Origin of the sequence: Emticicia agri, assembly GCF_004168285.1 — a bacterium.
Lineage (GTDB): Bacteria > Bacteroidota > Bacteroidia > Cytophagales > Spirosomataceae > Emticicia > Emticicia agri.
The window spans coordinates 17,319-38,956 of the sequence record NZ_SEWF01000016.1 but is presented as its reverse complement, the minus strand read 5'-3'; the positions used below and the strand labels follow the sequence as shown (position 1 = coordinate 38,956).

Below are 21,638 nucleotides of genomic sequence, written 5' to 3'. Positions count from 1 at the left end.
CCCCTGCTAATCTTTTACAGTACCTGTAACGCATTGAAAGAGAGACTGGCCTAAACCATTCCAGACAACTCCCCAGAATGATTTAGTAGGGTCACGGGTAAGATTCACATTTCCTGTGACGAGTTTGCCACTCTTACGTGGGTTAGAGTCTTTTAGTATCAGATTATTGATTATAAAAGTAGGCAGAGGTTTTCGCTTGAATATGCCTAATAACCGCTTTCTGGGTTCTCCTTTTTTCTCTTCCAACTGGTCGTCCTGTACTTTCAGAAGAGTGGCTTTCAGGTTATCATAATACAAGGTACCTGTACCTGTTACCCGATTGTCATCACCTTTTAGCTTAAACACATATTTACTTATCTGAAGAGACTGGATACTTACTTTAGCCAGAGCAATTGTAATCTTATTAATGGAAGTACCTTCAAAATAGCCTAATTGTCCTTGAACAGTAAAATCTCCCTTTTCAGAAGGTGTATTAAAAGTAAAATGCACATCAAGGCTTCCTTTATTCATAAAATACGTATGAAAATCTGCGCTACAGACAGGGTTTTTCAGAAGCGGAAGGGTATCATTGGTGGCATTGTATATTGTGCCTTTTATTCTTTCAAAACTGATATAGCCTGTGAGTCTGGCTTCAGGGTCAAACTCAGAATAAGTAACTTTTACATCGCTTATCTGAACAGTGTCAATTTTTAGCTTAATATCCAGCTTTTTTAACATTTGGTGAGGATATTCACCTACTTTGTTCCGTTTTTTTCTTGGATACCTTTTATCATTAAATACCCTTACGAATCCTCCTTTAATACTCATCTGAGGCGCATACAATTTATTGTCAGGAAATAGCATTTCCGGTTGAATACCTTTTATGATAATATTCTGGAATAGGACTTCTGCACGATCTCGTCCGCCTGATATTTTACCAAAAGTCATGTTATCTGCTCTTGGCTTCAAATGGTATTCATCTACTTTTAGCTGCCTGTTTCTCAATGAAAAAACGACATTTCTGAAAAGATTATCATTCAACTGATTTTTATCAGGCAGTGTAATGTCTTTAATGATGAAAGTATAATCGTCGGCATAATAGATTTTCTGTGTCGATTTATCAGATAATGAATCTAATACAATATTGGTAATTTCGACATAGACATTCTTAATGACATTTGTTTTGGGTTTCTTAAACTCCTGATTTTCGTAAGTAAAGTCAACATCATTTAACAAAACCCGATCAATTTTTAATGACTTGACAAACTTTGAAATCAATTGATAAGGGGTTTTTCTTTCAACAGAATCAATGGACTTGTTATAAGGCTGGCTTTTATGCAAAACAGTAATCGTGGGTTTATCAATGTTTACCATCCCCATATCTAAGATTTTAGTAAAAATGACCGATAGTGGATAAACACCTGTGAGTTTTACTGTGGGCACATGAATCTTCAGTAAATCGTCAGGAGCTTTTTTGATGGCGTGTAGCCTGTTGTAGATAAGCGTATCGGGCAAGAAATCTACGTCAGAAATAACAATATTGCCTAAAGTGGGATTATAGGTAATATCTGAAAATGAAATACGGTATAAACTGTTAGTGGCTTTCGATACCCCCTTTTCGATACGACTGGTTACTATGGGTTTAAGAAAGAAAAAGCCAACGATGGTCAAAATAATCAGCAGAATTAAAATGCTACTTATGATTCCAATTGTAATTTTCTGCCATCGGTGTCTGATTTTCATAGTGGTTGTGAAATTTATAGAAATGTGCCATACACTATTGGTATGGCACCAGATTTCTTAGTCTTGTGAAAGTACAAGAGCGCTATAAGGACCTACACATATTTCGCCCATAAGCGTATCATTGTCAGCAGTTACATCAACTTCGGTACATTCTGTATGTGTAAAGTCTGGTTCGTATGATTGAGAATCTCCGTTAAAGCGTACCAGCCATTTTCCTTCAGATGGGAACTTGATAGGATAATTTAAAATAGTCTCATGCGAGAAATTCATCACTACAACCGTTGTATCTCTGCTACCACCCTGATGCCATCTCTGGAAAGCAATCAGTTTTTTATCGTGGTCTAATGCCAGAATTTCAGTATGCTGCCCCATTAATCCGGCTGAAACACCTGTAAGATTTCTGCGTAGATGAATCATATCTTTATACATATCAGAGATACCCGACAATTTCTTCAAACGTCCCCAGTCTAAAGGCTCAGTATCCTGAAACCAGCTATCCTGCTGAATGGTTTGCCCTTGAAAAATCATAGGTATTCCCGGCGAAGTCAATACCATTACAGCGCCCAAGGTAGCTTTTTTGCGTGCATACCAACCGGTAGCATTACCCGGCTCTACTTCTTCTGCTACTCTGGCTTTGCCGTTAGCTACTTCATCATGTGATTCTGTGAATATCACCCGTCGCATGGCATCATCGCTATATCTTCTCAATAGGGCAGATGCCACTAAATTCATGTCCACATATTCGTCAGAGGCTTGTGTCAATACATTACGCAGTGGGTGTACAAAGTCAGCATCCCACTGTGAGCCATAACCTAAACCACCTGTCTGTACCTGGTCAGTAATAAAATGCTGTCCGTGCATATCTTCTGCTACAACCAACGCATTCGGGAATCTCTCTCTGACTTCACTATTAATCCAGCGTATCATATTCAAACCCTCCTGCAAATCGTTGGAAGGATTACCATCGGCATGTACATTTCTTATATAAGGTACCATATCCATACGCAGTCCATCTACTTTGTAATCTTCCAGCCACATAATAGCATTATCTTTGATATAACGTCCTACCTCAGGGCGTTCGTAGTCCGGGCGTGTATCTCCCCACGGAGTTGTCGAACGCCAGTCATTATAAAAATAAATACCGCCTTTGCCGTTTTCGTTCCAGCCGTCAAATTGCCACAAATCCAAATCAGATGGGCCAAAGTGGTTATAAACTACGTCGAGTATGACTGCTATACCTAATTTATGTGCTTCTTTGATAAAGTCTTTGAAAGCCCTTGGTCCGCCGTATTCGGTTTCAATGGCATAAGGATGCGCAGGGTTATAACCCCACGAAACGTCTCCGGCAAACTCGAAAGGAGGCATTATTTCGACCGCATTGATACCCAGCCCTTTCAGGTAAGGCAATTTCTTGATTGCATCATGAAAAGTACCTACTTTCTTGGGGTTGCTACGATTAAAAGTACCAATATGGAGTTCGTAGATAACAATTTCATTCCACGACGGCATCTGAAAAGCAACATCTTCCCAGTCATAGGCTTTCGGATTATATACAACCGAATTCCCTACCGAATTAGTTACCTGTCGGGCGTAAGGGTCATTTTTGTAAAGATTTAATTCGCCATTTTTAATAAAAAATTTGTATTGGTCTCCTTCTTTTGCATTTTCTACATTTACTCCCCAGCAGCCACCTTCTCCGGCAATCAGCGGGTTTGCTCCCTCGTTCCATTCATTAAAATCACCAACTACCGATACATAGTCTGCATGTGGTGCCCATACTCTGAAAAAAACTCCGTGTTCGTGGGGGGTAGCTCCCATTCCATTAATGTAAATTTCGGTCTGATTTTCTACATTTCTCATATTATAGCAGATGTTTGTGTCTAGCTATAGATTAAAAATCTATGCCATTAACAAAAGCCGATTGCTGGGAAAAAAAATCTACATTCTACCTTTTAGTAATTGCTATTCTTTAATAATTCTTTAATTTTGGCTGTAGTAAAATTCCCCACTATATAGAAAATACGTATTCAAATCAAGGAATTCCAATGTCAGAATTGGCAAAAAAAGAACCTGTTTTTACTACTGATTTTAATCTTTCTTTATTTATCCTGTACGGGTGTATCAGGAGGAAATTATTGTTGGTAATAAGCCTGTTTTTTCTAACGTATCTCACACATGCCCAAACCCGCCCAAGACCCGAAATTAATCTGGATGCGTTTGTACAAAGGATTTTTCCTTTGCAGCAGGAAAATATTAATTATGAAGACCTATACGAAAGCCTGTTTCAACTCTATCAGAATCCAATTGATTTAAATACAGCTACTTACGAAGAACTTTCTTCTTTATACGTTTTATCAGTTATACAAATCAAAAACCTGATTGCACACCGTACACAATACGGCGATTTATTGAGTATTTATGAATTGCAGGCCATAACAGGTTTTGATTTGAATACCATTCAGCAATTACTGCCTTTTGTAGAGGTCAGACAAAAATTCACTACAAGCGCTTTAACACCTGATTTAAACAAGGCTACCGACCATTACCTGATTTTGCGTAGTAGCCAGACCTTAGAAAAAAGTAAAGGCTTTATAGAAGATAAATACCCCGGTTCGCCACAACAATTATATATGCGTTATCGGTTAAGTAGCCCCAGAGATTTTCAGATAGGATTGACCGCTGAAAAAGATGCAGGCGAAAAAAATTACCTTGATTTTTACAGTTTTCATGTACAACTAAAAAACAAAGGTCGTCTGAAAAACCTTGTATTAGGCGATTATCAGGTACAGTTCGGACAAGGGCTGGTATTGGGTGCAGGATTCTTTTTAGGTAAAGGCAGTGAGGCCGTAACAACCATCAGGCGTAGCAACATGGGTATCCGCCCTTATGGTTCGTTATTAGAGGGAGGCTATTTCAGAGGTGCCGCTGCCACTTATCAAATCGGGCAGGTTGATGTAACAGCCTTTTATTCATTTACCAAACGAGACGCCAGTATTGATGAAACAGATGGAGAAAGAGAAGAATATTTCAGTTCTATTCTTACATCGGGCTACCATAGAACAGAAACCGAATTAGCCCGAAAAAATCAACTGACCGAGCAGAATACAGGCGCAAATGCCACTTTTCGATTCAGAAATGGCTATATAGGAGCTACCCTGCTGCATACCCAGTTTGATGCAATACTGATGCGCCGGCCAAGGCTCTACAATAAATTTGAATTTACAGGTAAGCAGCATACAGTAGCAAGTACCAATTTTAGCTATACCTGGCAAAACTTCAATTTTTTCGGCGAAGCCGCCCGAAGCAGTAGCGGTGGGGTAGGATTGACAGGTGGCTGGGTGGCTGCTCTGAGCAAACAGGTAGAATGGGCAATGCACCTGAGATACTACGACAAAAATTTTCATAGTTTTTACAGCAACGCCCTCGCTGAAGGTAGCCGGAATATTAACGAACAAGGAGTATACTGGGGCTTAAAATATTCGCCTAAAAAGAACCTTACTTTCAGCGGATTCTATGATAGATTCCGGTTCCCCTGGTTGAAATATCTGGTTGATGCCCCTTCCCGTGGATATGATTATCTGTTAAGAGCTTCTTATCAGATTAATAGCAGAGCTTTGTTATATGCACAATACCATGCTGAACACAAAGGCAAAAACTTGCCCAATAATACTACCCCTACTGATATTGTAGTAACTATAGTCAGGGAAAATGTACTAACTAATTTTGATTATAGGGTTAGTCATAATCTTCAATTACAAAGCCGGGTGCAGGTGAATACTTTCCAATATGAAGGGCGAACTAAATCGGTAGGATATGCCATTATGCAGGATATAGAAGGTTCTGTTAAGAGATTATACTTAAAAGGTAGAATCGCTTATTTTTCTACTGACGATTATGATTCAAGGATTTATGCCTTTGAGAATACAGTATTGTATGCCGTTTCTTTTCCTGCCTATTCTGGTAGAGGTACAAGGGTTTATCTGATTGGCAGGTATGCGGTTAACCAACACTTGGATTTATGGATACGCTATGCCCGCACTCAACTAAAAAATCAGAACAGCATTGGTAGTGGAAACGACCTTATAGAGGGCAATCATAAATCGGATATTAATTTACAGGTGAGGTATAAGTTTTAATATTTGCTGTGTGGTAAAAGAATTTTACTTAATTTGCATAAAATTACTCATAAACATTTCATTAAGGCGGAATATGTCCACCAGTCTTCTTCAAATCTACTCGTAAGAGTCAGGCTTCTTCAAGCTTCTCACGCTCGCTTATAAGCGAACGCTCTTTTTCTATTGTCTGATTTTTTATTTGAAGAAAAACAATGAATCAATATATTTCGGGTGTTGTCGAAAACAACACGACTTTGTTGCAATGCCCCATTTGTAACAAGGATTTTGAGAACCATGCTATACAACTGGTATGCATAAACAACCATAAATTTGATATTGCCCGCCATAATTATATTAACCTTTTTCATAAGGCAGTTAAGAGTCATTATCATAAAAATCTGTTTCAGGCACGTAGCCATCTGATAGAAAATGGCTTTTTTCAGGCCCTGGAATCAGTGCTTGTAAGGCTATTAATGGCAGAGTCAGAACGCAAAACTTCCTTAACTATCCTTGATATAGGCTGCGGAGATGGAACCTTGTTTTCTAATACACTACTTTCGCTGAGGTGGGATAAAAGGCAGGTAAATAGCTTTGGAATTGACATCACCAAAGAGGGCATTCAATGGGCAAGTAAACACTATAGTAAGACAACCTGGTTAGTAGGTGATTTGGCTCATCTGCCTTTTAAAGATCACTCGGTAGATGTAATTCTCAATACCCTTTCACCTGCCAATTATCAGGAGTTTAAACGGGTTTTGAAACCCGATGGGATAGCTATAAAAACCATCCCTGATGTTACTTATTTAGAAGAGTTGCGTCTGCTTCTGAATAAAAGTCCCTATTCTAATGCAAAAGTCACCAGCCTTTTTTTAGAACAAATGCAACTTTGTAAGCAAATACAGGTCTCTGACAAAAAATGTCTGACTGATGAGGAAAAAGCAGAGGTATGGCAAATGTCACCCTTAGCCTGGGGAAATCAACTGACAGCGGAAAACATCAGGCAAATGGATACAATAAGCATTAATTTGCAGGTATTGGTTGGACACACGAAATGAGAGATTCGTAGCTGCACACCAGATAAAAGTGTGCAGCTACACTCATCAACAAGCACATTCAATATTTTCCCCCATTACAGCTTTAGTCCCTTCAGTAGCATAACCATCAAATTTCCACCATTCAAGGCCGCCCATGAGTTCCCTTACATTAAAGCCTAAACGAGCCATATTCAATGCTCCTTTGGTAGATGCATTGCAGCCGATACCGTCGCAATAGGTCACATAAATAACGTCTCGGTCAAGGTGTTGGGTGGTGATCTCATTCATTTCCCGATGGGGAATATTAATAGCTGTCGGGATATGTTCTACTTCATAGCCAAACGGTTTTCGGGTATCAAGGGCTACTATTTTTTCTCCTTTATTTAAGGCATCGAATAAATCTGATGGATCCATTTCATAAGCCAGTTTATCTTCGTAATGTTTGATTTGTGCATTCATATTATTATGTTTTGTTTTTGTGATTGACTGTGCAAAACTACAAGGCAACCGAAAGCAAGAAAAATGAAAAGAATTGATACGTTTCATCAATTCTTTTCATATAAATCTGATGTCTAAATTTTGTTAATTTGCTTTCTATTCATGAATCAGGTTATGGAAATCAGACATTTAAGGCTCATTAAGGCAATTGTAGAAGAGGGTAGCATTACCAGGGCTATCGATAAACTGCATTTAACCCAGTCGGCATTGAGCCACCAGCTCAAAGAAGCTGAATATCAGTTGGGGACAAAGATTTTTTTGCGTACCAACAAAAAACTGATTCTTACGCAAGCAGGAGAAAAGCTCTACCAGACTGCCAAAGAGATCATTGATAAACTGTCGGATACTGAAAAAGAAATCAAGCAACTGGTATATGGCGAAATCGGTGAAATCAGAATCAGTACCGAATGCTATTCGGGTTACCATTGGTTGCCCTCGGTAATGAAACAATTCCAGAAACTTTATCCAAACATCGATTTGAAGATTGTAATGGAGGCCACACATTATCCACTGCAAAAACTATTAGCTAATGCACTTGATATTGCCATTGTGAGCGACCCTCTAAAAGATAATACGATTAAATACCTGGAGCTTTTTCAGGACGAAATGATGATGGTGGTCTCTGAAAACCATGCTTGGGCAAATAAGAAATTCGTAGTGGCCGAAGACTTTACAAACGAGCATTTGCTTATACATTCATTACCATTGGAAACCGTCACAGTGCATCAATTCTTGCTGGCACCTGCTAATTTGAGCCCGAAGAAAATTACCCCTCTGCCATTGACAGAAGCCTCAATAGAAATGGTAAAGGCAGATATGGGTATTATGTCAATGGCTAATTGGGCATTGAAGCCATACCTGAAAGATACAAGCCTGAAAGCAATTAAAATCGGGAAGAATGGCTTAAAACGAAAACATTATGTAGCTATTATGAATAACAGAACCTATCCGCAATACTTTCATCATTTTATAGAGTTTTTGCAGACTGAAATTAGCCTCCAATGGAATACCAGATAAGAGTTATTCAAGCTCAAGACTTGTCTGCCTTAGTAGAATTGTGCCGCAAACATGCTGAATTTGAACAGGCAAGTTTCAACCCAATCAACAAGGAAAAACTATTAGCCAAGGCACTCTTCACTGAAAACCCAAAGCTATTTTGTTGGGTAGTGGAAAAAAATCAGCAATTAGCAGGCTATGCCTCTTACACTTTCGATTATTCAACCTGGGATGCAGGTATGTTTCTATATCTTGATTGTTTGTACTTGGAACCCGAATGCAGAGGCTTGGGCATTGGCGAGGAAATCATGCAAAAACTCAAAGCAATTGCCCAACAAAACAACTGTGTGAATATCCAATGGCAAACGCCTGATTTTAATTTGAGAGCGATAAAGTTTTATGAGCGTATGGGTGGAGTCAGGAAGAATAAGATGAGGTTTTTATGGGATATATGAAGAAATTAAGCTTGGTCTAAATCAAAATTTTCTATCTTTAAGCAATACTTGCGAAAAGCTATAAATAATTGCAAAACAACAAAATGCAGCAAAGAGAACAACTCATACAACACTACATTGAATCTTATAACAACTTTGATGTTGACGGAATGTTGAAAAATTTAGATGAAAATGTTCAGTTTGAAAATATCTCAGGCGGAGAAGTGAACCTTAGCATTAAAAGCTTATCTGCTTTCAGACAGCAAGCTGAAAACGCTAAAGCCTTTTTCTCTTCCCGAAAACAGACTATCAAAAATTTCCAACATGAGGCAAATCAGACGGAAATAGAAATTGACTACCATGCTGTTTTAGCCATTGATTTGTCTGATGTTTTGAAAAAAGGCGATGTACTCGACCTGAAAGGAAAGTCTGTTTTTAAGTTTGCAGAGGCAAAAATTATAGCCATTACCGATATTAGCTAATACCATGACAACAAAGCCTACACAAAAAGAAAAAGCACTAAAACTCTATGCTTTACACCATACAGGAAAATTGTTGATTTTACCCAATATCTGGGATTCATTAGGGGCACTTCTCTTAGAAAGTCTGGAATTTTCGGCCATAGCTACGGCCAGTGCTTCGGTGGCATACGCAAACGGATATAATGATGGTGAACAATTACCTTTTAGTGATGTATTAATCCGGCTGAAACAAATTGCTAATAGTGTAGAAGTTCCGGTAACGGCTGATATTGAAAGTGCTTACGCTGCTACAGACGCACAATTGCGTGAGCATATAGCACTACTTTTAGACACCGGAATTGTGGGCATTAACATTGAAGATACCAATACTGATACCCATAGTATTTATTCTATTGAAGAGCAATGCCATAGAATCAGCATCATTCGGGAAGTTGCACAGGAAAGAGACATTCCGCTTTTTATCAATGCCCGTACAGATGTACTGATTCATGGTAATTTATTTCCTGGGGAAGAGGCAAAACTTGAAGAAATAATCAAGAGAGGTTTAGCCTATAAAGAAGCAGGTGCAGGGTGTTTTTATCCGATTCTGATGAAAAAAGAAGAAGATTTAAAGCAACTGGTAGCAGCTATAGATTTCCCGATTAATGTGCTGACATTCCCCGGTATTCCATCATTGAAAACACTTGAAGAAATAGGAGTTGCCAGAGTAAGTTTAGGCCCGAATTACCTGAAATTAGCCCTTAAAACCATGAAAGACATGGCTTTGAAATTGAAAAACTATGAGGGGCTTACCGAGATTATTACCAATGATGTAACCAGCGATTATGTGAAGGGATTGGTGAATAAGGAAAAGTAAACAGAACAATTGATTTAGAAATTGTTTGAGCTAAATTTTACTACCACTGCTAAAAGACTATGGCTGAAGAAGATGACCCTATCTCTATAAAACAGAAGTTTGATGGATATACTTTCCTGCTTGCTGTTTTCTCTCTATTGAGTCTCTATCTTTTTGATAATTATTTTTCAACTACAGAAACGGCTAAGAATGCCTTAATGAGATATAAAGCAGTTGTTGAAAAAGCACCTGAACTGCAAATTACATCGTCGGGCAGGTCTAAAAGATATTATGTAGCATTTAAAATCAGAGGGTCAGAAAGAAGTGGAAATTGATGAGCATGCGGCTTTTAAAATGCAGGAGTTTATTGATGAAGTAAGAAGCGGAGATACGGTTATTATAAGAACACATTTTCGTTCACTTACCGAAGAAAATAATAAAATAAGATTAGGTTCAAGCGCTGACATCATAGGTATTTCTAAAGACGGAAAAGAATATATTGATTATGAAATCTATTACCGGAGGCAAAAAAGACTCAAACTCTCCTGGTTTTTTTGTGCTGTATGAGGTAGCCTTTGCTCACCTTATTTCAGAGAAGCAAAAAATCCGCCTGAAATATTTGGTAAAAAGCTAAGGTTTAAGGATACATTGATTTTTGGCGGAATGATTATTTTCTTCTTGACGAATTTTCTCTTGGTGTGAGTGCATAACTGAAAATTCTTGTTTATCAATGGTTGGTTTCTACAGTTGGCATAGAGTTTTTGCTATTACTGGCAGAAAAATGATTTATCAACACAATTGATTAAAATTATGGAAACTACACACAAAAAAACAAAGAAGAATACCAAGGATGTGTATTCTAATGCCACAAATGATGATTTCTCGGGAACACAAGGGAAAGAGTATGCAGGTAACAGAAGCTCAGAGGCAACTATTAATAATCCCGGTAGTGTAACACGCACAAGAGGGTTAAAATCAGATACGAATGCCAAAACAACCGGAGCCCGTTCAGACAACAGGCTTTAGTAACTGATACCAGCAAAAACGCGATTCAGCACTTGCCATAATTGAATAATAAAATACGAATTGGTCGGTTTTTAAAATATAGAATCTATGTTCGATATTAACTGGTTCCATGACTTTATTTGTTTAATTGTGTGATAAGCTTTATCGCGTTTTTGTTTTTTATCAGATTTATCACAAGGCATTTTGAACAAACAAATAGCCTTATTAATAATCTATAAAAAACTATACCAAAACTACTTCTGAACGTTTAATTAATTGTTTTTACACAAAAAAACTATTAAATAGCGCTTGTTTTCCAAAAACACAATGCTTCCGAAGAGCTACTATTATACGTGTGTTTATTCTTCCTCATCATTATTTTATCTGTTGATATTCTGCTACAAAATGGGCTTTTTTCTAACTGTATTTTGGCGGGTATGATTTTGCAGGATTTTATTCTGAAGTTTCATAGCGGGATTATCAGTTTTATGAAACAAACTGTATCAGATATAGTTTAATAACTAATAGTAGAAAATACTTAAAGAAGTGCTTATATGAAAACCAAGGCTGTAATTTTATTAGCAAGTAGTGCTTTTCTTTTAAACGCCTGTATAGGTCCTAAAACGTGTTTATATTATGTGAGTTTCACCAACAAATCAAGTGAGCCTGTGCAATTTGGATGGGGAAGCCGCTCTGGCGGAAAAATAAAAATGGTAGAAGTAAAAGATCAGAATACCATTGATTTTAGTTTCTGGACTGATGAAATGCCTTTAGGGAGTTTTCCGCAAGATGGCGATTCTGTGGTGGTTATCTTAGGCAATGGCAAAAAAATTATTGATGTAAAGCAATGTGAAATATTGAACGGAGAAATTAACTGTCAGCAGGACGCCCGGAGTTTTTTTAACCCTAAAGCCTATTCGAGATACCAAAATAGTATGCTTAACAGAAGTTGTGGAGGCGTAGAGTATGTATTTACAGATACTGATGCCATGCGGGCGAGGTAAAAGTGACTTTAAGCATGAAGAAGAAGTTGCAAATAGTATTTTTGATAGAAATTATCAAAATAAGTCTGTTGTCCACTTGAAAAATAAACTAAACGTTAAGATAGACTAATAAGTAATTTTTACCGATAAATACCAATATAAGTAAAATTACGAATTAGGGATTTTGTCTTACAGTATTTATAGATAAACCCTTTGATTTAGATTTTTTTCGTTTGGCCAAAAAAATACTAAATGCTTTTTGTTCTTCTTCTAAAGGTACAGTGCCACTAAATTCTATATCTGAATGGTCTAAAATTTTAAAATTAATTTTTGTTTTCATCTTTAAAGTATTTTTTAATTAAAGTAACTGCCTCTGGGGTATCTATAAACATATAATTTCCCTTAAATTGTTTTGCACCTAATGTTTTTTCATAATAGTGAATTAATCTCGTTTTCGAAATAAATGAAACAATGCCTTCGAATCCCAATTCAAGTGATTTTTTACAAGCAAAGGCAATTAAATTTCCAGCTACTCCTGCATATAATTTTTCAGCACCCTTATTAAAGAAGGAATTTTCTATAAGGTGCATAAAAACATGATCGCTCTTTTTTCTATCGAAATTAGTCCATGAATGACTCCTGGATTTTCTTCTGTAACTAACTTATATATTTCTCTTTCTGAAAATGCTAACTCCTTATTCCAGTTAAATACCCATTTATTTGCTGAAAACCCTTTTTCTCTTTTTTTGAATGATAAAATTAAAGTAGCGAATACTTCACCTGATATAGTATTTTCAATAGAGTTGGTTAGTTTATCTATTTCGATATCTATTCCTTTCATTTAAAATAATGATGATATATACCATAAATTTAGAAAAATTATCTAACATAATCACTTATTTAGAATTTACTCGAATAATTAGGTGGTGTCAATATTAATTTTACCAAATACCGATTAACTTTCAATAACTTAAAACCTTTAACTATAAACACCAGCATGAATAAAGTTTTATCTATTTTATTTTTTCTGTTATATACTACTTCCTATGCACAAACGACCAGACTCTGGACAGAGCAGGACCGGAAGTATCTGCTTGATAATTTAGAGCGTACCAAAACAGAAATAATTGCAGAAACGAAAAATCTGACATTGGCTCAGTGGGCGTTTAAAGAAACACCCGATAAATGGTCTATCGGACAGGTATTAGAGCATTTAGGTTTGTATGAAAGGATATTTGAACAAGAGGCTGACATTATGCTTAGTTCTAAGCCCGAACCTGAACTCAATGCTACTGCTAAACCTGATAGTGTCTATTTAAGTTGGATGGGAGATCCTAATCCGCATAAGGCTGAAAGAAATGCTGAACCTTTGGGCTTGATGAAAGGAGAAGATAACCTCAAATTTTTTCTTTTTGGCCGGGAAAATATCATTCAGTTTGTAAAGGGCACTACTTATGACCTGAAAGCGCATTATACTTTTCGTTGGGGAGATGAGAAAAGAAGAAGTATTCATGCCTTGATGGTTGTTCATTTCGGGCATACAGACAGGCATCTTCGTCAGATTCAGAAAATAAAAAACAATCCGGGTTTTCCGAAATAACAGGCTGTTTTCCTGACTGATAACTTTTTTACCTGAGTTATTTATAGCGTACGATAAAGGCATCTGTATTATCAGAACAAATTGTATAGATTTGGCAAATATCCGGTTACTAACAAAATATACTAATGAAAAAAGCTATTGTATCCATACTTTGCACTTTCTGGGTTAGTCATTCATTTGCCTACAACGCCCCACCCAACAAAAAACTTACCATTGCTATCAATAAAAATGTTGAACTCTTGGGTTTAGCCTACTTTATTGGTTTTGAGGGAGTAGATATTGAGACTAAAACAATTACTATAGACAGCAAAAAAATACCTAAAAAAGACTGGCATAACTACGGATACTTTATTTATGAAAAATATAAAAAGTTTGCGGCTAACGAAAGCCTGCTCAATAGCTTTACAGTAGCCGACCATCTGTGGTTAGACTACATCATTGCCTTGTTGGTACAGGTAGAAGATTTTCCGAATGCCAGACTCACAGATGCCATTGCTGAATCGTATTATATCAATTTTTCTAAAACCAGAAATCTGAAAGAGGCCAAAGAGAATGTAACTATTTTTTTAGGCGGACTTAATTCTTTTTATACCCAAATCAATTTCAATCAATACCTGATTGATTCGAAAGCATATTACGATAAAGCGCTTGAAGAAGTAAGAAGCGGACTTCCCCAGACAGACTTTATCAGTAAGATGGAAGAATTTTATAAAAATAGCTTTGAAACTTACACTTTAGTGCCGAGCCTTACTATACCCAAAGGAATGGGTTTTGGAGCAAGGTATTCTTCTGCTGGAAAAACGCATATTTTTAATGTATTTGGAGGAATTGATTTTCAGCAGTTTTTAAATACTGATGAGTTGAAAATGGGATTCACAGATAAACAACGATTAAGAGAACTGAGTGTACACGAATTTGGCCATTCGTTTGTAAACCCAAGTATAGATAAACTGCCGGAAAAAATAATAACAGATACAGAACTATTGTTGGAACCCATGAGATTAGCGATGTCTGACCAGGGTTATAATACCTGGCGAGCGAGTTTATATGAGCATTTTGTGAGGGCAGGAGAGATTATTATAGCAGAAAAATTAGGCGATAAATTGGGTGCTGAAAACCTACTGGAACAATATGTCGAAGAAAGACAATTCAGATATATTCCAACTATTCTGATAGAACTAAGGAAATATGACGCAGGGCAATATAAATCGTATGACGAAACGGTGCTGGAAGCTATGAAAGAGATTGAAAAGACCAGATAGTCTCAGACCATCAGAAATAATTACCTTATAATAAATACTACTTTTATGAAAAACATAAGCCTGTATGGCATCTACCCAAAAGAAAACCTTGCAAATAAACTCTGCGTATATTAATAATTACCCAATTTCGTATAGTTATCTACTGGTATAAATTTTTTATGGGATTATTAAATCCATTTAACTTTTAAAATAAGTTAGCCATGAAAAATCACATCACAGAGAATGTTAAACATAATGGGGCTAAACTAAGAAAACTACTTATAAACGGTTTGAGAGATATGCTTTGGGCAGAAAGAAAATTGGTGAAATCGTTGCCCAAATTAGCCAGGTCGGCTACATCAGAGGACTTGCAGGTAGTTTTTGAAACCCATTTGACAGAGACGCAAACACATATAAACAGGCTTGAAAGAGTATTTAAAATGATTGGTGAGCCTGTTAAAACTAAAAAATGTATGGCCATGATAGGCCTGTTAAACGAATGCAATGAAATAATTGATTCGACAGAAGAGTATAGTACTGTACGAGACTGGGGATTAATTTTTGCATCCCAGAAAGTAGAACACTATGAAATTGCTTCGTATGGTACGCTAAGAACTATTGCAAAGATTTTGAGACATGGAAATGCAGCAGAACTTTTGCAGATGACATTAGATGAAGAAATACAGGCCAATCGTAAACTGAATGATCTGGCAGAAGCCTATATCTATATGGAGGCACTCATGGATTAAAATCCTGAGTGATAGGCTATCATAAAATTGATACAAAAATAAACCTTGCCGGGTCGGCAAGGTTTATTTTTTATAGAAAGTAGCTATTTTTAATTTAATTATGCCTTATTGATTTCGTCTAACTCTTTTTCTTTTACTTTAGCTTCTAAACCCTCTTTTTTAATGCCGATTCGGATATTAAAAAACAGACTCATGTAAATATTAGCTATCCATACCAAAGAAAAAATAGCAATCAGGTAACCACGCCAGTCAGTAAATAGTAGCTGATAATCGGTAATGATAATAAAAAGAATACTTACATAAAAGCTAAAGCAGTATTCACATGTGAAAATATAAAAGAATTTCCTTTGGATTAGCCTTTTGGCGGTTTCACTTTGGTTTTTGCAATATTCTCTTGGTTCTCTGAAAATCTCTTCGTGGGTAACAGTCCATGCAACACAAGAAACAGGTATTGCTAATACAAAGAGCCAGATAATTTGTGTGTAAAGTGCCATATTTTGAGAAGATTAAGCATATTTCTTTGAATGAAGAAAAAAACTATGTTCCATATTTTTTTGAGGAATTTTTTCCCCAAAAATTACAAAAAAATTAAAATAGCTGTTTTACCCTTTCTAAAAATTACTAATTGTCTGCTAAATTACGCACGTATTAGCTGAAATTTAGTGTTTTTACTTGGCAAAATAAGGGTTTTCCCTCTATTATCGTTGGTTTAATCATGCTATTTTTGTTGTCTATACTGCTGATTTATACCATAAAATATAAACGCGTTAGGTATGAAAAAAATAATTGTCAGTATTCTACTCATATTTTTTATAGTGGGTTGCGGTTTGAAACAAACTATAAAGGATACAGCTCAGGACCTTACTAATAATACAGTTGCTCTGATAGACGATGCCATTGATGAGATTACACATGAGTCAGAGTCATGGCAGGCTACTTTGCAGGAACTAAGTGATAACCTTACTGATGAAGCCCAAAGTACAATACGTAACGAAGTGCAAAACCTTGCTACGAGGACCATAGCTGCCGCAGGGTCAGAGATCCGTTGTAATGTAGACTTTTTAGGAGCAAGGGTGGTGCAGGCTTTACAGAGAATCAAGGCCGAGTTACTGAATAAACCGATTCCACAACGGAATCCTGCCATTTGTCAGGTAATACCAACAGCCATTGATATGAACCTGACACCTAACCGAAGAAACAAAGTGGATATTTCTGGCTACGATTTTGACAATCAACCGCTGAAATTATACCTGATAACGAATGACAACCAACGCACTGATGTTACGCACGCCATTAACAGATTATCACATTATCATCTGGTTTTGAATTTGGGCAGCAATGGCGTTTTGTTAAACGAAACCAGTAGCAGACTTGTATTAGAATATAAGGATAGCCAGATGTCTTCTATTGCCATTACACAACCTGTTACTCCTGACTGTAAAGAAGAAGAAATCTCTTTCTCGCCGGATATAATTACCTATATGCCTACCCATACCCGTGGCGACAGAGACTACGGTGGTCATGGACCTGCCATTACAGCAAGGGTAAATATCTATGTTGACAATAATACCATAAAAGCAAAAATTTATATGAGAGCCAGAGAAACCAAGAGCGATTGGTCAACTGCTGATGGCTCGGGTGTTTTTACTATTTACACAGCACCCTCAAAAAGAAGAATTTTAACAATTGTAAGCGATAAAGAAACCAGTACAAATTATATAGATAGTGGCCACGCTGAAGATTTTTTTGAAAAAGGGAGCGGAGAACTCGTTAAGAGATTTGCATTTGTAGGCGATACTGACGGCGACGAAGCCGGAACCCGTACCAGAGTAAAGGTTACTTTTAACCGGGTGGTGGTAAAACTGAAAGAAATAGGCAATTGTAAAGAATAATTTTTTGAAGAAACGCAACTTATTTACGTGCAGGAATATCAAATAAAATAAGTGTCTTCGGTTTAGATGCCCTGAAATGATTTGTTGAGAACATTTCAGGGTTTTCTTTTGGCCATTCAATAGAAATACAGGGCAGTTGGATACATTAAATTAGATAGTAAGACTTATTTCTGCCAGATTTATTGTAAAATTTAAATTGTATCTGAAATGACTTTATTCTGGATTTTCTGGGGGATTGATGCTATAGTGGCTCTGATAGCTTTATATTTTTTCTTTATCGGTTTATCAGATGGTTCAGTATCATCTTTTAATATAGGTATGTGGGTTGTATTATTAATTGTATTGGCAGCACTATTGTTAGGCACACTGGCTCTGAAATCTGCAGGCAATCTGTCTTTGGCAAAAATTTTAGCAGGGCTTTTAGCTGTTCCTGCCTTATTATGTTTGTTGTTTTTTCTTGTCGTGATAGTTTCCGGTGAAAAATGGAATTGAGTTAGTACTTAATCTGGCTTTCGAAAATAGGTTTTAAACTGTGTCAAATAAAGTTTTAGCAAATTTATAGCTTTACTTAAACACAGTTTTTTGGGGTGCAACTAATCAAGACTTCGAGCAGGTCGCTGCTGCGATTCAAGGCTTTCAATGCCATTAGGCATGCTATTTCACCCGCACATATTTTTCAATATTCAGCCTTTCTATGCCCTGGCTTTCTATTTTCTCAATACCTCTTTGTATTAGCGTATCGTTTTTGATTTCTACAGTAAAAGGAAAATCATGCCCTTCCCATTCTCTGGCATTACAATATTCCAGATGCTCGGTATAAGTATTATCTTTCAGGGTATAGGTACCAGCCCCAGCCGAAAAAGCGGCAGTTGTTGAATCTTTGCCATGATTCAGGTCATGGTTGGTAAAGCTGAAATGCGTATCGTTAATGATTTTAATGAAAGATAAACCCTTTGTGTAATCGGTTACAGTGGTATCGCCCTTTTCAATGAGCGTCCCTGACAGTAATTTCCATGTTCCTACAAGCGGTAGTTTATCGGTATTTTCTGTTTTAGTCTCTTTTGTGCATGCAGCTACAATAGTCATAATGACTATCAAAAAAGCTATTCTTCTGAAGTATTGGTTAATCATGATTTTATAATAATTGAGGTTGCACCCGAAAGCTAACAGATTTACAGATGTAGAGCAAATTTATTTGAATACGCTATCAAACAGGTACTTCAATAAAATTTTCTGAGGTCTTATAGGCCTTCGTTTGCATATCCGAAACCTATGCGCTAATTTTAATCGGTTACCTGAAACACTAAAGAAAACTTTTATGAAAACGACTGAATATCCTATCGAAATACCTCTAAGCAAACAAAAACTGATTCTTTTACTGCTAAGTGCTATTGCTTTTGTAGCCATTGGTATATGGTTTGTTGCCAAACCCGAATCATTTAAAAACGGTCTTCTGGGCAACCCTACTATTGTTTTAAGTATAGGCATTTTGTCTATTGTAGTTTTTGGGCTTGCTGCTTTTGTGATGGCTAAAAAATTAGCTGACAATGCCCCCGGACTAATTATTGATAAAACAGGTATTACCGACAATTCTACGGGCGTTCCGGCAGGGCATATTCCCTGGAGCGATATTAAAGAAATCAAAACCAGCAAAGTATTTAGCCAGAAATTTCTGGTAATCATGGTTAGTAAGCCGGAAGACTACATTAATAGGCAAGGTAGCACGGCCGCAAAGAAAGGCGTAGAAGCCAATTATAAAATTTCCGGTTCACCGGTCAATATCCCCTCATCTACCCTTAAATATAATTTTGATGAGTTAGAAGTGCTTTTGAAAGCAGAATTCGCAAAAAATAAGGGCAAATAACCGGATTTTTTGTGGAAAAACTTTGCTTAAGAGTTTTTCCATTCAACATTTTCAGATAAGGTCAATATCTTCTTCTTTCTTCGCATTTATTGGACACAATCTTGAGATAGTGTAAAAATCTCATTTTAATTTCCTATTTTTGGTTCAATAAACTATACCTACCTATGACAACTGACCGCAGAAGATTCTTAAAGAATCTGAGTAAAACTACTATTGGAGCTGCTACCATAGCTGCTACGCCACTCACCGGAATTCAGGCCGCTTCTACCTCAAACACCGCCGCCAATGTTGTAAATGTCGGGCTTATTGGTGTGCGTGGTATGGGCTGGGCAGATTTACATTCTTTTCTGAAAAATGCAGATACCAAATGTATTGCCCTATGTGATGTAGATGCTGATTTGCTGGCACAAAGAGCCGCCGAAATAGAAAAAAAATTTGGCAATAAACCACAAACCTTTAGCGACCACCGGGAATTGCTGAAAGTGAAAGACCTGCAAGCCGTTATGATAGGTACTCCTGACCATTGGCACTGTTTGCAGGTATGTGATGCCTGCGCCGCCGGAAAAGATATATATGTAGAAAAACCAATTTCGCTAAACCCGGAAGAAGCTGACCTGATGGTGAAAATGGTAAGAAAACATAATAGAATAGTACAGGTAGGGCAATGGCAGCGCAGCGACAGACACTGGATAGATGCCCTGAAAGAGTTGAAATCGGGGTCAATCGGAAAAGTAAGACAAGTGAAAGCCTGGGCAGATGTAAATTATGGCCGTGATTTTGCGATAGTACCTGATACAGAAGCACCTAAAGGAGTGGATTATGACCGATGGTTAGGACCTGCCCCGAAAAGACCTTTCAACAAAAACAGATTTCATGGTTCTTTCCGCTATTTCTGGGATTATGCAGGTGGATTGATGACCGACTGGGGTGTGCATATGCTGGATATGGTACTGGCCGGAATGAATGCCAAAAATCCTAAATCGGTAATGGCTATCGGAGGTAAATTAGCTTTTCCGAATGATGCGGCCGAAACACCGGATACACTGACCACTGTTTATGATTTCGGTGATTTCAGCCTGGTTTGGGAGCAATTTATGGCGATGGGTACTTCGCCTTATTTAGAAGATGTCAGCGAGCCGGGTGTGGCATTTATCGGAGAGAAAGGGATTTTAGCTATTAACCGAGTTCACTGGAAGATTATACCATTAGAAGACAATGGCAGGTATCTGATGAATCCGATGCCAACCCGCAGAAGTTGGGATTCAGGTTTAGATGCCCATACCAAAAACTGGTTAGAATGTATCAGAGACCGGAAAGACCCTAATTGTACGATAGAAATGGGTAGAGATACCGCAGTGGTAGCACAATTGGGTAATATAGCTTACCGAACAGGCAAAAAATTAGATTGGGATGCTGATAAACGTCAGTTTAAAAATGATGCTGAAAGTAATAAATTATTGAAAGCCAATTATCGTGCACCCTGGGAATTGCCGAAGGTTTAATCGGGAATAAGCACAAAGAAAAGGTACGTTTATGATTGCGTACCTTTTGTATTTTCAGTTCAATTTCCTAATCTATACCATCTGCCCCATACAAATAATTTCAGAACATATTTTTGAATTGAAATAAAAAAATGCCTAATTTTGATAGTAGGTATAAAACTATAGTATAAGGCTATATTGTGAGGCCTGATGAAGAAAATCCATACTTATAATTTATACCGCCCAAATTCATCTGAACCTAAAATCTGCCCTGTTTAAGCATCTTATTATTATCAGCTAAACCCGGATAATGCCGAAAACTATTGTCTTCCTTATTGATGATGATTTAGACGATCAGGAAATTTTTTCATTTATTCTATCAGACTCTTCTTCTGAGGTAGTATGTGTATTTGCAGACGATGGACTGGATGCGCTGGAGAAATTACAAGATGTTTCGTTTAAGCCTCAAATAATTTTTATTGATTTTAATATGCCTCGTCTGAATGGTCTGGAGACATTGAAAGAAATTAAAAAAATTAAACATCTTTCTGATACCCCTGTGTATATGTATTCTACCTCTAACGAAAGTTCTATTGTAGAAGCAAGTAAAATAGCAGGTGCTACAGGTTTTATTAAAAAACATATTGATACCGATATAGCCAAACAAGAGTTTCAAAATATTATTGCAAAGCTCAACTTGTAAAAAA

At 37.0% G+C, this 21,638-nt stretch carries 26 protein-coding genes; 18 read left to right on the top strand and 8 right to left on the bottom strand.

Annotation, left to right across the window (positions count from 1 at the left end; genetic code table 11):
• Positions 1-6 precede the first annotated feature (6 nt).
• Positions 7-1,722, bottom strand: coding sequence for a hypothetical protein (locus EWM59_RS12545; RefSeq protein ID WP_130021324.1), 1,716 nt, complete (start codon positions 1,720-1,722; stop codon positions 7-9).
• A gap of 57 nt (positions 1,723-1,779) precedes the next feature.
• Complete coding sequence (locus EWM59_RS12540; protein ID WP_130021323.1) at positions 1,780-3,582, bottom strand: alpha-amylase family glycosyl hydrolase; 1,803 nt, start codon at positions 3,580-3,582, stop codon at positions 1,780-1,782.
• Positions 3,583-3,767: 185 nt separating this feature from the next.
• Here EWM59_RS12540 and EWM59_RS12535 point away from each other — a divergent pair, with 185 nt between their 5' ends.
• Together EWM59_RS12535 and EWM59_RS12530 are read left to right on the top strand one after the other, a co-directional pair.
• Complete coding sequence (locus tag EWM59_RS12535) at positions 3,768-5,858, top strand: helix-hairpin-helix domain-containing protein (RefSeq protein ID WP_130021322.1); 2,091 nt, start codon at positions 3,768-3,770, stop codon at positions 5,856-5,858.
• A gap of 191 nt (positions 5,859-6,049) precedes the next feature.
• The gene (locus tag EWM59_RS12530) at positions 6,050-6,892 is read left to right on the top strand and encodes a methyltransferase domain-containing protein (RefSeq protein ID WP_130021321.1); all 843 of its coding nucleotides are present in this window, start codon (positions 6,050-6,052) and stop codon (positions 6,890-6,892) included.
• A gap of 45 nt (positions 6,893-6,937) precedes the next feature.
• On the opposite strand, the gene EWM59_RS12525 is transcribed toward EWM59_RS12530, so the two are convergent.
• Positions 6,938-7,330, bottom strand: a complete 393-nt coding sequence (locus EWM59_RS12525) for a rhodanese-like domain-containing protein (protein WP_130021320.1) — start codon at positions 7,328-7,330, stop codon at positions 6,938-6,940.
• Between the two features lie 141 nt (positions 7,331-7,471).
• Here EWM59_RS12525 and EWM59_RS12520 point away from each other — a divergent pair, with 141 nt between their 5' ends.
• From EWM59_RS12520 to EWM59_RS12485, 8 genes are all read left to right on the top strand, one after another.
• On the top strand, positions 7,472-8,386 hold the full coding sequence (locus EWM59_RS12520; protein ID WP_229239350.1) for a LysR family transcriptional regulator: 915 nt from the start codon (positions 7,472-7,474) through the stop codon (positions 8,384-8,386).
• Positions 8,371-8,820 (top strand): GNAT family N-acetyltransferase, encoded by a 450-nt coding sequence (locus tag EWM59_RS12515; protein WP_130021319.1) that lies wholly within the window; start codon positions 8,371-8,373, stop codon positions 8,818-8,820. The genes EWM59_RS12520 and EWM59_RS12515 overlap by 16 nt, the downstream gene beginning before the upstream one ends.
• Before the next feature lie 83 nt (positions 8,821-8,903).
• Entirely contained in the window at positions 8,904-9,281 is a 378-nt protein-coding gene (locus tag EWM59_RS12510) for a nuclear transport factor 2 family protein (protein ID WP_130021318.1), read from the top strand.
• Positions 9,282-9,285: 4 nt separating this feature from the next.
• On the top strand, positions 9,286-10,137 hold the full coding sequence (locus EWM59_RS12505; RefSeq protein ID WP_130021317.1) for an isocitrate lyase/PEP mutase family protein: 852 nt from the start codon (positions 9,286-9,288) through the stop codon (positions 10,135-10,137).
• Between the two features lie 59 nt (positions 10,138-10,196).
• Positions 10,197-10,451 carry a hypothetical protein gene (locus EWM59_RS12500; protein ID WP_130021316.1) on the top strand — a complete coding sequence of 85 codons (255 nt, stop codon included), beginning with the start codon at positions 10,197-10,199 and terminating at the stop codon, positions 10,449-10,451.
• Positions 10,441-10,683: a hypothetical protein gene (locus EWM59_RS12495; RefSeq protein ID WP_130021315.1), complete on the top strand. Its 243-nt coding sequence runs from the start codon at positions 10,441-10,443 to the stop codon at positions 10,681-10,683. The genes EWM59_RS12500 and EWM59_RS12495 overlap by 11 nt, the downstream gene beginning before the upstream one ends.
• A gap of 243 nt (positions 10,684-10,926) precedes the next feature.
• Positions 10,927-11,142 (top strand): hypothetical protein, encoded by a 216-nt coding sequence (locus tag EWM59_RS12490; RefSeq protein WP_130021314.1) that lies wholly within the window; start codon positions 10,927-10,929, stop codon positions 11,140-11,142.
• 533 nt (positions 11,143-11,675) lie between these two features.
• Positions 11,676-12,125: a hypothetical protein gene (locus EWM59_RS12485; RefSeq protein WP_130021313.1), complete on the top strand. Its 450-nt coding sequence runs from the start codon at positions 11,676-11,678 to the stop codon at positions 12,123-12,125.
• A gap of 154 nt (positions 12,126-12,279) precedes the next feature.
• Here the strand turns inward: EWM59_RS12485 and EWM59_RS27620 are convergent, their stop codons facing one another.
• From EWM59_RS27620 to EWM59_RS28390, 3 genes are read right to left on the bottom strand one after another with little or no spacing between them, the layout of a single operon-like run.
• Positions 12,280-12,444, bottom strand: coding sequence for a hypothetical protein (locus tag EWM59_RS27620; protein ID WP_165372165.1), 165 nt, complete (start codon positions 12,442-12,444; stop codon positions 12,280-12,282).
• Positions 12,428-12,694, bottom strand: coding sequence for a hypothetical protein (locus EWM59_RS28395; RefSeq protein WP_229239349.1), 267 nt, complete (start codon positions 12,692-12,694; stop codon positions 12,428-12,430). The genes EWM59_RS27620 and EWM59_RS28395 overlap by 17 nt, the downstream gene beginning before the upstream one ends.
• A complete protein-coding gene (locus EWM59_RS28390) occupies positions 12,682-12,945 on the bottom strand; it encodes a hypothetical protein (protein WP_229239348.1) in 264 nt (87 codons plus the stop codon). The genes EWM59_RS28395 and EWM59_RS28390 overlap by 13 nt, the downstream gene beginning before the upstream one ends.
• Before the next feature lie 156 nt (positions 12,946-13,101).
• Between EWM59_RS28390 and EWM59_RS12475 the strand changes: the two genes are divergently transcribed.
• From EWM59_RS12475 to EWM59_RS12465, 3 genes are all read left to right on the top strand, one after another.
• Positions 13,102-13,704, top strand: a complete 603-nt coding sequence (locus tag EWM59_RS12475) for a DinB family protein (RefSeq protein ID WP_130021312.1) — start codon at positions 13,102-13,104, stop codon at positions 13,702-13,704.
• Between the two features lie 125 nt (positions 13,705-13,829).
• The gene (locus tag EWM59_RS12470) at positions 13,830-14,966 is read left to right on the top strand and encodes a DUF4932 domain-containing protein (RefSeq protein ID WP_130021311.1); all 1,137 of its coding nucleotides are present in this window, start codon (positions 13,830-13,832) and stop codon (positions 14,964-14,966) included.
• A gap of 200 nt (positions 14,967-15,166) precedes the next feature.
• Positions 15,167-15,694, top strand: a complete 528-nt coding sequence (locus EWM59_RS12465; RefSeq protein ID WP_130021310.1) for a ferritin-like domain-containing protein — start codon at positions 15,167-15,169, stop codon at positions 15,692-15,694.
• Positions 15,695-15,792: 98 nt separating this feature from the next.
• Here the strand turns inward: EWM59_RS12465 and EWM59_RS12460 are convergent, their stop codons facing one another.
• Complete coding sequence (locus EWM59_RS12460) at positions 15,793-16,188, bottom strand: hypothetical protein (protein ID WP_130021309.1); 396 nt, start codon at positions 16,186-16,188, stop codon at positions 15,793-15,795.
• A 279-nt stretch (positions 16,189-16,467) separates the two neighbouring features.
• Between EWM59_RS12460 and EWM59_RS12455 the strand changes: the two genes are divergently transcribed.
• Together EWM59_RS12455 and EWM59_RS12450 are read left to right on the top strand one after the other, a co-directional pair.
• A complete protein-coding gene (locus EWM59_RS12455) occupies positions 16,468-17,586 on the top strand; it encodes a hypothetical protein (protein ID WP_130021308.1) in 1,119 nt (372 codons plus the stop codon).
• 207 nt (positions 17,587-17,793) lie between these two features.
• The gene (locus EWM59_RS12450) at positions 17,794-18,078 is read left to right on the top strand and encodes an osmoprotectant transporter permease (RefSeq protein ID WP_130021307.1); all 285 of its coding nucleotides are present in this window, start codon (positions 17,794-17,796) and stop codon (positions 18,076-18,078) included.
• A gap of 162 nt (positions 18,079-18,240) precedes the next feature.
• On the opposite strand, the gene EWM59_RS12445 is transcribed toward EWM59_RS12450, so the two are convergent.
• The gene (locus EWM59_RS12445) at positions 18,241-18,672 is read right to left on the bottom strand and encodes a DUF4488 domain-containing protein (protein WP_130021381.1); all 432 of its coding nucleotides are present in this window, start codon (positions 18,670-18,672) and stop codon (positions 18,241-18,243) included.
• Positions 18,673-18,904: 232 nt separating this feature from the next.
• Here EWM59_RS12445 and EWM59_RS12440 point away from each other — a divergent pair, with 232 nt between their 5' ends.
• From EWM59_RS12440 to EWM59_RS12430, 3 genes are all read left to right on the top strand, one after another.
• The gene (locus EWM59_RS12440) at positions 18,905-19,450 is read left to right on the top strand and encodes an STM3941 family protein (protein ID WP_130021306.1); all 546 of its coding nucleotides are present in this window, start codon (positions 18,905-18,907) and stop codon (positions 19,448-19,450) included.
• A 164-nt stretch (positions 19,451-19,614) separates the two neighbouring features.
• Positions 19,615-20,952: a Gfo/Idh/MocA family protein gene (locus tag EWM59_RS12435; protein ID WP_130021305.1), complete on the top strand. Its 1,338-nt coding sequence runs from the start codon at positions 19,615-19,617 to the stop codon at positions 20,950-20,952.
• 289 nt (positions 20,953-21,241) lie between these two features.
• Positions 21,242-21,634: a response regulator gene (locus tag EWM59_RS12430; RefSeq protein ID WP_130021304.1), complete on the top strand. Its 393-nt coding sequence runs from the start codon at positions 21,242-21,244 to the stop codon at positions 21,632-21,634.
• The last annotated feature ends 4 nt before the right edge of the window (positions 21,635-21,638 follow it).

Bases quoted from the DNA above. Each gene is read 5' to 3' on its own strand.
- EWM59_RS12545 (WP_130021324.1), bottom strand. From the start codon at position 1,722: ATGAAAATCAGACACCGATGGCAGAAAATTACAATTGGAATCATAAGT.
- EWM59_RS12540 (WP_130021323.1), bottom strand. From the start codon at position 3,582: ATGAGAAATGTAGAAAATCAGACCGAAATTTACATTAATGGAATGGGA.
- EWM59_RS12535 (WP_130021322.1), top strand. From the start codon at position 3,768: ATGTCAGAATTGGCAAAAAAAGAACCTGTTTTTACTACTGATTTTAAT.
- EWM59_RS12530 (WP_130021321.1), top strand. From the start codon at position 6,050: ATGAATCAATATATTTCGGGTGTTGTCGAAAACAACACGACTTTGTTG.
- EWM59_RS12525 (WP_130021320.1), bottom strand. From the start codon at position 7,330: ATGAATGCACAAATCAAACATTACGAAGATAAACTGGCTTATGAAATG.
- EWM59_RS12520 (WP_229239350.1), top strand. From the start codon at position 7,472: ATGAATCAGGTTATGGAAATCAGACATTTAAGGCTCATTAAGGCAATT.
- EWM59_RS12515 (WP_130021319.1), top strand. From the start codon at position 8,371: ATGGAATACCAGATAAGAGTTATTCAAGCTCAAGACTTGTCTGCCTTA.
- EWM59_RS12510 (WP_130021318.1), top strand. From the start codon at position 8,904: ATGCAGCAAAGAGAACAACTCATACAACACTACATTGAATCTTATAAC.
- EWM59_RS12505 (WP_130021317.1), top strand. From the start codon at position 9,286: ATGACAACAAAGCCTACACAAAAAGAAAAAGCACTAAAACTCTATGCT.
- EWM59_RS12500 (WP_130021316.1), top strand. From the start codon at position 10,197: ATGGCTGAAGAAGATGACCCTATCTCTATAAAACAGAAGTTTGATGGA.
- EWM59_RS12490 (WP_130021314.1), top strand. From the start codon at position 10,927: ATGGAAACTACACACAAAAAAACAAAGAAGAATACCAAGGATGTGTAT.
- EWM59_RS12485 (WP_130021313.1), top strand. From the start codon at position 11,676: ATGAAAACCAAGGCTGTAATTTTATTAGCAAGTAGTGCTTTTCTTTTA.
- EWM59_RS27620 (WP_165372165.1), bottom strand. From the start codon at position 12,444: ATGAAAACAAAAATTAATTTTAAAATTTTAGACCATTCAGATATAGAA.
- EWM59_RS28395 (WP_229239349.1), bottom strand. From the start codon at position 12,694: ATGCACCTTATAGAAAATTCCTTCTTTAATAAGGGTGCTGAAAAATTA.
- EWM59_RS28390 (WP_229239348.1), bottom strand. From the start codon at position 12,945: ATGAAAGGAATAGATATCGAAATAGATAAACTAACCAACTCTATTGAA.
- EWM59_RS12475 (WP_130021312.1), top strand. From the start codon at position 13,102: ATGAATAAAGTTTTATCTATTTTATTTTTTCTGTTATATACTACTTCC.
- EWM59_RS12470 (WP_130021311.1), top strand. From the start codon at position 13,830: ATGAAAAAAGCTATTGTATCCATACTTTGCACTTTCTGGGTTAGTCAT.
- EWM59_RS12465 (WP_130021310.1), top strand. From the start codon at position 15,167: ATGAAAAATCACATCACAGAGAATGTTAAACATAATGGGGCTAAACTA.
- EWM59_RS12460 (WP_130021309.1), bottom strand. From the start codon at position 16,188: ATGGCACTTTACACACAAATTATCTGGCTCTTTGTATTAGCAATACCT.
- EWM59_RS12455 (WP_130021308.1), top strand. From the start codon at position 16,468: ATGAAAAAAATAATTGTCAGTATTCTACTCATATTTTTTATAGTGGGT.
- EWM59_RS12450 (WP_130021307.1), top strand. From the start codon at position 17,794: ATGACTTTATTCTGGATTTTCTGGGGGATTGATGCTATAGTGGCTCTG.
- EWM59_RS12445 (WP_130021381.1), bottom strand. From the start codon at position 18,672: ATGACTATTGTAGCTGCATGCACAAAAGAGACTAAAACAGAAAATACC.
- EWM59_RS12440 (WP_130021306.1), top strand. From the start codon at position 18,905: ATGAAAACGACTGAATATCCTATCGAAATACCTCTAAGCAAACAAAAA.
- EWM59_RS12435 (WP_130021305.1), top strand. From the start codon at position 19,615: ATGACAACTGACCGCAGAAGATTCTTAAAGAATCTGAGTAAAACTACT.
- EWM59_RS12430 (WP_130021304.1), top strand. From the start codon at position 21,242: ATGCCGAAAACTATTGTCTTCCTTATTGATGATGATTTAGACGATCAG.